Origin of the sequence: Pseudomonas sp. 24 E 13, assembly GCF_900004715.1 — a bacterium.
GTDB lineage: Bacteria > Pseudomonadota > Gammaproteobacteria > Pseudomonadales > Pseudomonadaceae > Aquipseudomonas > Aquipseudomonas orientalis_A.
The window spans coordinates 49,692-55,876 of the sequence record NZ_CVTO01000115.1 but is presented as its reverse complement, the minus strand read 5'-3'; the positions used below and the strand labels follow the sequence as shown (position 1 = coordinate 55,876).

General features: G+C 61.0%; 5 protein-coding genes. 1 reads left to right on the top strand and 4 read right to left on the bottom strand.

Annotated features, from left to right (window positions below; all coding sequences use genetic code 11):
- Positions 1 to 335: 335 nt before the first annotated feature.
- The 4 genes from BFP90_RS12660 to BFP90_RS12645 form a co-directional block, all read right to left on the bottom strand.
- Entirely contained in the window at positions 336 to 2,765 is a 2,430-nt protein-coding gene (locus BFP90_RS12660; RefSeq protein WP_083203235.1) for a TonB-dependent siderophore receptor, read from the bottom strand.
- Positions 2,766 to 2,840: 75 nt separating this feature from the next.
- A complete protein-coding gene (locus tag BFP90_RS12655) occupies positions 2,841 to 3,809 on the bottom strand; it encodes a FecR domain-containing protein (protein ID WP_065896855.1) in 969 nt (322 codons plus the stop codon).
- Complete coding sequence (locus BFP90_RS12650; RefSeq protein ID WP_065896854.1) at positions 3,806 to 4,333, bottom strand: sigma-70 family RNA polymerase sigma factor; 528 nt, start codon at positions 4,331 to 4,333, stop codon at positions 3,806 to 3,808. Before BFP90_RS12650 ends, BFP90_RS12655 begins: the two co-directional genes overlap by 4 nt.
- A 133-nt stretch (positions 4,334 to 4,466) precedes the next feature.
- Complete coding sequence (locus BFP90_RS12645) at positions 4,467 to 5,234, bottom strand: pyrroline-5-carboxylate reductase dimerization domain-containing protein (RefSeq protein ID WP_065896853.1); 768 nt, start codon at positions 5,232 to 5,234, stop codon at positions 4,467 to 4,469.
- A gap of 153 nt (positions 5,235 to 5,387) precedes the next feature.
- Between BFP90_RS12645 and BFP90_RS12640 the strand changes: the two genes are divergently transcribed.
- Entirely contained in the window at positions 5,388 to 5,954 is a 567-nt protein-coding gene (locus tag BFP90_RS12640) for a hypothetical protein (RefSeq protein ID WP_065896852.1), read from the top strand.
- The last annotated feature ends 231 nt before the right edge of the window (positions 5,955 to 6,185 follow it).

Here is a 6,185-nt window from a genome sequence, read left to right as displayed (position 1 = left end):
TACTCGGTCCAATCCAACATTCTGGTCGGCCCTGAGGCCGTCATCGGGGGCAAGCCCCCTCCCACATTTGGACCGGGATCGATCCAAAATCCTGGTCGGTTCTGAGGCTGCCATCGGGGGCAAGCCCCCTCCCACATTGGACCGGGATCGATCCAAAATCCTGGTCGGCTCTGAGGCCGTCATCGGGGGCAAGCCCCCTCCTACATTTGGACCGGGATCGACACAAAATCCTGGTCGGTCCAGAGGCCGCCATCGGAGGCAAGCCTCCTCCCACATTGGACCGGGATCGACACAAAGCCGTGTAGATACCTATGCCCTAGAAGCTATAACATGCCCTAGAAGCTATAACGCGCAGTCAACTTCACATTACGCGGATCGCCGTAGATGTCATACGGACTGTAAGCACCATCGGCCACACTGCTGTAGTAAACCCGGTCAAACAGATTGTTCAAATTGACCTGCAGATCCAACTGCTCGCTGGCCTTGTACCCCGCCACCAGGCCGACCACAGTGTAAGAGCCCTGCTGGTTTTTCCAGGCCGTGGCACCCGCCCCTCCCGCGGTGCGGATGCGACTCTGCTGGTACACATCGCCACCAACACGCCAGCGCTGCAGCTCACCGGGCAGGCTGTAAATGGTCGACAGCTTGAACAGTTGACGCGGTTTCTCGCGGTCGAAATCTTCGCCTTCGCGGGCGGCGTTGGCGTCGCTCACGTAGCGGGTCTGGGTGTAAGTGTAGCCGGCCGCCAATTGCCAGTTATCGGTCAGGGCGCCCTGGATTTCCAGGTCGACGCCACGGCTGCGCACCAGCCCGGCTGCCTCATAGCAGGCACTGGCCGGGCCTGAGCCGCAGCCTTTGACGTCCGGCAGCTCCTGGGCGCGATTCTTCTGGTCAATCTGGAACACCGCCATGCTCGCATTCAAGGCGCCGTCAAAGTATTCGCCCTTGATCCCTACTTCGTAGTTCTCGCCCACGATGGGGATAATCACGCTCCTGTCGACACCCTTGCCGCTCTGCGGCTTGAAGATGTCGGTGTAGCTGACATACACCGAATGATTGGCGTCCAGGTCGTAGACCAGCCCGGCATAGCGGGTCAGGTTACGCGTGACTTTGTAGTCGCTTTCACGGTTTGCACTGTCTTCGAATTCATACCAGTCGACGCGACCGCCAAGAATCAACGACAGTGGATCGGTCAGGCGCAACCGGGTACTGGCATAAACACTGTCTTGCGTGGTGGTCTCGGGAAGGCCGTTACCGCCTCTGATGTAATCGGGTTTGGCATGCCCGTGTGGATTCCACGTGAAGGGGTTGATGCCGGCGTCGACGTATGCGCTCCAGGCCTTGCCCGAACGATAGTCCAGCTTGCGCTTGCTGACCCCCAGCGTCAGGTCATGCTGCTGGCCGAGGAGCTGGAAGGGGCCGCTGAGCGCCAGGTCGTAGCCGGTTTCCTTCTGCTCCATGGCTTCGTTCCAGAGGTAATGCCGATCGTACTCCCAGACCGAAGAGGCCAGCACATCGGCGTCGGTCTTGGACTGCATGGCGGCCGCACGCAGTGTCCAGTCGTTGGGCAAGCCTTGCTCCAGGGTGGCGAAATAACCGGTGGTGCGATTGTCGGAATATTCCCAGTCATGCCCCAGGAAGGTGTCACGCGGCAGCCCCAGATGGCCGCCACCACGGGCCATGGGCAAGCCGCCCCAGATGTAGTTGGTGTGGGTTTTCTGTCTGTAGCCGCCGAGCGTGAGGGTGGTGTTTTCACTGAGGTCGGCGTCGACCACACCGTAGAACAAGTCGTTATCACTCTCGACCGAGTCGCGGAAACTTTTGGCGTCTTGCCGTGAGACCACCGTACGCGCACGCAGGGTGCCGCTGTCATTGAGCGGGCCACCGACATCCAGCGTACCGCTGTAGTCATCCCAACTGCCGGCGCTGCCGGTGAGCGTGCCCTGGAATTGCCGGGTCGGGCGCTTGCGCACCAGGTTGATGGCACCCGCCGGGCTACCGGCGCCCTGGGTGAGCCCGGCAGCGCCGCGCACGATTTCCACCCGGTCGTACATGGCCAGGTTGGCCTCGCCGCTGGGCAGATAGGTCAGGAAGCTGGTGGGGAAACCGTCATACATGATGTTGTCGACGTCGAAGCCACGTGCGCTGAACGTGGGTCGCCCGACGCCACCGGAGTTATTCAGGAAAAGCCCCGGCGCACTTTTGACCACGTCACTGATGCTGGTCATGGCCTTGTCGTCCATGCGCTTGCGCGTCACCACACTGACCGACTGCGGTGTTTCGCGCAGGCTCAAGGGCAACTTGGTGGCCGTCTGCATCGCGCCGGTGGTGTAGGAACCGCTGTTCTCGGTGGTTGACGCCAAGCCTTGTCCGGTGATGCTGGTTGCGCCCAGCTCCAGGGTTGCACCGGCGACCTGCGGGCTCAGCAAATACAGGCCATTGCCCTGTGCTGTGGCTTGCAGGCCTGTGCCCTGCAGCAGTTGCTGCAGGCCGCCGTCCACGCTGGTGGCGCCATTCAGGCCCGGGCTGCGCAGCCCCTCCACCACGCCCGGCTCGATGGGCAGTGTGATCCCCGCCTGGCTGGCGAAGGCTGCAAGCGCTCGGCTCAGGTTCCCGGCCGGCACCTGGTAGGTACGACTCTGCCGCGCGCCGGGCTCGGCGGCGTGCGACGATGCGGCGCACAGGCTCCCGCCCGCAATCATCAGTCCCAGCGCGGCCGCGTGTACTGTCCGTGCCAATGGTTGCATGCCTTGCGTCGTCGCCATGTGTTCGTCCCCGCCCTATGGAAGTGATGTTGTTATGAGGGGGACACGCAGCCCGACGAAAACACGACAACCTTTTTAAGCATTCATGCGCGCGGTGACAGTCACCCAATACGGCGTGCGGTAGTGGATGCTCACCGGCAGCGTCTGGCTGAGGGCGTGGAGAATCTGGTCGGTTTCACGCAACTGGAAAGCGCCGGAGATCAGCAGCCCCGCCACTGCCGGGTCGCAACGCAGCAGACCGGGTCGATAGCGGTCCAGCTCATTGATGAAGTCATCAAGGCGCATCTTGTCTGCGCGAAGCACACCGTTCAGCCAGTCGAGTCGATCCGCCTCCAGCGCTGTAGGCGCCTGCGCAGATTGATTGTTGACGTAGGTCTGCCGGCCGGCGGGGATTGGCACCATTTCGGCATCCCCCCGTGACAGCCGTGGGCGCACCTCGGCAGCGCCCTGCAGCGCGGCAAGGTAAGTCATGTGCGGGTACTGACGCACCACAAAACGGCTGCCCAAAAGGGCGAGTTGCGCCTGCGCGGTCTCGACGATGAACGGCCGCACTGCGCTCGTGTGGGGCACCTCGACGAGCATCTCGCCCGCGATCAGGCGCACGCGACGCACGCTGTCTTCATAGGCGATATCGACGGCGCTGCCGGTGTTCAGGCGGATCTGTGCGCCATCCGGCAGGTCCAGGGTGCGCTGCTGCCCGGTGGCGCTGCGTTCATCCGCCTGCCACTCACGCCACGGCAGGTTCCGGTACGCCGCGAGGCCCAGGGGAGCGACGGCGATCAGCAATGCAAGGTTCTTGAGCACCTGCCGCCGCTCCAGGCCTTGCGGGCGCTCCAGTGCGCTGCGCCCGGCAGCGCCGACAAGTTGCCGGGCTCGGTCACTGAAACGCTCGGCCAGTTGCCAGGCGCGTTCATGGTCAGCATGTTGTGCTCGCCACTCGGCTGCGGCGGCGTGCTCGTTGGCACAGGCGTCGCTGCTCTGCAAGCGCACGAACCAGCCTGCCGCTTCACGGGCAATGCGCCGGTCGATGGGCGCGTTAGTCATGCCGCGCTCTGGCTGGCCAACACAATGCACTCCTCGAAGGCCCGCACGAGATAGCGTTGCACCGAACGCACGCTGAGATTGAGCCGGCTGGCGATCTCTTCCTGGGTATACCCCTCCAACTGCGCCATCAGGAATGCCTGCCGGGTTTTGGCCGGCAATGCGCCAAGTACCTGGTCGATCTCGTCGAGGGCTTCCAGCACCAGCGCCTGATTTTCCAGCGACGGCACCTGTTCCTGCGGCGCTTGCGCCAACGCGGCCAGATAGGCCTTCTCAAGTGAGCGACGGCGATAGAGGTTGAGGGTCAGGCGATTGGCGACGGTGGCCAGGTAGGCGCGCGGCGATGTGAAATTCAGTGGCTCGCCAAGCCCGTTGCTGAGCAGGCGCAGGAACGTGTCCTGCGCCAGGTCCGCCGCATCGGCCGCATTGCCCAGGCGATGGCGAAGCCAGCCCTGCAGCCAGCCGTGATGGTGGCTGTAAAGCTGGTCGATGGACGGATGAGGGTTAGCCGAAGGAATAGACTGCACGGGATAGGACAAATGTTAATGAGAATTTGTCGCATTCTATCAGGTAAGGTAAAGATTCGTACAAGTAAAAAGGCTGTGGGAAGGGGCGGAGGTTCTGGCGGATGATTGGGTGTAAAGCGTCTGAATAATCCGGCTATGGCTTTTTCCGCAACCGCTCAAGCACCTCGTCACAGGCCGTCGTCCACGCTTGCTGCGCCCCTTTGTCACGAAGCACATCGAGCCCGGCTGCCGTAAAGGTGCCGGGAGTAGCGATGGCATCGCCCATGCTCGCCATACTGACCAAGGGTTGATGACTGGCGCTGGCCAGGCAGTCCTGCATGTTGCCCATTACCAATTGGCGGGCCTGCGCCTGGGTCAGCCCCTTGTCGGTGAACCACTGCTGAAGGCCATTGAGAAAGAAATAGAACCAGCCATTCATGCATGCCGCTACGGTGGCCAACTCGAAGGCGTCTTCCTGATCCATCACAATCAGCGAGCCGAGGGTGCCCAACAACGCCTCGTGGACGTGACCCGCCGGTGTGACTACCACGGTCGAATGGTTGATCTGGGCGGCATAGGACAACATCGCCCGCACTGGCTGCGCCTGTGGGAAACAGCGCGCCAGGTCTTTGAGTGTCATGCCGGCTACCAGGGAAACCAGAGGTTGCCCCGGTTTGAGTTGAATATCCCTGCACAGTCCTTCGACTGCATCGGGGCGCACACCGAGCAACAGCAGGTCGGCCCCATCGACAACCTCTTGATTGTCGGCCATGACCTCGCACGCCCAAACCTTGCCCAACTGCTCGGCGCGCGCCTGATTGCGGGGCGACAACAGCACCCGCCCGGTAAAACCGCCACGCCGCAGGCCGACCACCACTTTCTCAGTCAATTCGCCGACGCCCAAGACTCCAATGCTCAGCAAGGTGTTTCCTCCGTTCGAAGCCAGTGAAATATGTTCTGCATCTTAACCCCATGCAGTAAGGCGACCCCACAGGTGCGGACATTGGAGGCGTCTCTGTATGATGGGCAATCTCGGCGCCATCCTCATGATTAGAACAAACAGAGCACGCAAAAATTGAAGGATCTTTTACAGGAGAACCGGTTAAAAAAAGTAGCGCTCCTGGCGTTCGTATGTTCACTGTTTGGTGCCTGGATACTTTATATGTTGTGGGCCGCGCGCATTGGCATGCGAACGGTTCTGATGGCATCCATTCCGGAATGGACCACTTATATAACAGCCGGACTTGTCATAGGGCTGATCTTTGCAGCAAAGGCGTTCTACGCTCGGCCCGCTCAACGGAAGCCAACACAGGCCGTAGACCCTTTTTTCGGCGGATTCTGCTTGGGTCTTGCGTGCTCCATCAATATTTACGCTGTCTGCGTCTACCTATTGCCCGGGGACATCATCCACTACGAATCGGCGTATGAAATCACCTACCCAGGGCCCTCCGCTGGAAAATTCAGCCGTTGCGAGGCTGGCTTGCGCATCAAGGACATAAACACCGGACGCTGGATTGAACTCTGTACAAATCAATCGGATTTGGACAAACAACGGCAGCGCGGCATGAATGCCGTATGGGTGACTGCTCAGGCAAACAAAGTGGGTTCTTATATTATTGGCTATCAGTTTATTTTTAAATGAATCCCTATACGCATGAGAATCTACACGACTTCGGTATGACACCGACACGTGGCGCGGGAGCTAGCTGCCGTCGTCTCCCAGGCGACAGCTATCCAACTGACACGCCTCGGTCAATGTGGGAGGGGGCTTGCCCCCGATGGCGGCCTCTGGGCCGACCAGGTTGTTGGATCAGATCGAGTACATATCCGTTTCTGCGGTAACGGCTGCTTAGGGTTCCGCCCTGACGGCGGC